Below are 1,116 nucleotides of genomic sequence, written 5' to 3'. Positions count from 1 at the left end.
ATTATAACCACTTATTTTTTGTTTGGTTGATAATTAACTGTGCTGATTACAAAAATACTAAAAATGTCCATATTTTTTCCTCCTTATAAAATTAGTATAATTATAGCACGAGCTCTGATAAATATGAACATGATGAGTGATCGTTAAATTTATACTGCAATCTGATGCGATTATTGAATAAAAGATATGAGAGATTTATCTAGTTTCTTTTTTTACAAGAAAAAAGAAAGTTCTTAAAGGTTTTATAGTTTTGGTCGTAGAGCACACGGTTTAACGACTTAATTACGAAGTAAATAAGTCTAGTGTGTTAGACTTTAATGTTTTTTAAAGGCATTAGTGCACTTAAGCGTCAGAGCATGGCTTTATGCCGAGAAAACTATTGGTTGGAATGGCGTGTGTGTTAGCCAAAGCTTTGGCGAGTTGGTTGGGGGTTTCATGGGATTAATCCCATGAAAGTACCAACTCAACAACACACTAACGCCTGTTGGTTCCAACCAATAGGAAATTGGAATAAGCAATTAGTATAATGAGAGTATAATGTTGGTATAACGTTAGTATAATGATGCTTTTTTTCATTATATTTTTTATGTACTTTAAACCTGCACGCTTATGCGAATTAGAAAAAGCTTAATCGCATTTCATAGATTGACCTCCCAATAACTACGTGGTGTTATTGGGAGGTCAATCTATTTCATTTGCGTTAAGCTTTTGATCTACATTAAGCGTGCAGGTTTTTTGTCTATTTGTAGACGATTTTATGTTATACTAGTCCTTGAAAGAATAATAATCAGATAATGCATTTTCTTGTTTTTCATTTGCCTCTTGCTCAAAGTTCCCAAATTCGAGTAAGAGGTATTTTTGTTTTTGGTCGTCGCCTCTCATTAGTAGTTCAGGGTTTAACATTAATACTCCAGTTTTTCTTTTTATAATATTTCCTTCTTCTAAGATTTTAAGTGTTGTTATTACTGTTTGTAGACTTGTTCCTGTAGCTTTTGCTATTTCTCTTGTTGTAGCTATCATTGTATTGTTACTTAAGTGGACATTATCTAGGATATAGTTAACGATTTTAAGTTTTTTTCCGCCAATCATATCTAACATACTTATTAATTGCACTAT

Annotated in this window: 2 protein-coding genes; both read right to left on the bottom strand. The window is 31.8% G+C overall.

The features are described 5' to 3' along the window. Positions 1 to 11: 11 nt before the first annotated feature. Complete coding sequence (ermCL, locus tag HMPREF2937_RS13450) at positions 12 to 71, bottom strand: 23S rRNA methylase leader peptide ErmCL (RefSeq protein ID WP_141745932.1); 60 nt, start codon at positions 69 to 71, stop codon at positions 12 to 14. 694 nt (positions 72 to 765) lie between these two features. Further along, positions 766 to 1,116, bottom strand: a 351-nt coding sequence (locus HMPREF2937_RS06905) for a replication/maintenance protein RepL (protein WP_070864280.1), incomplete at its 5' end; no start/stop codon positions are given.

This window comes from Staphylococcus sp. HMSC061G12 (assembly GCF_001838465.1).
Lineage (GTDB): Bacteria > Bacillota > Bacilli > Staphylococcales > Staphylococcaceae > Staphylococcus > Staphylococcus simulans.
This window is presented reverse-complemented; position numbering and strand designations above follow the sequence as displayed.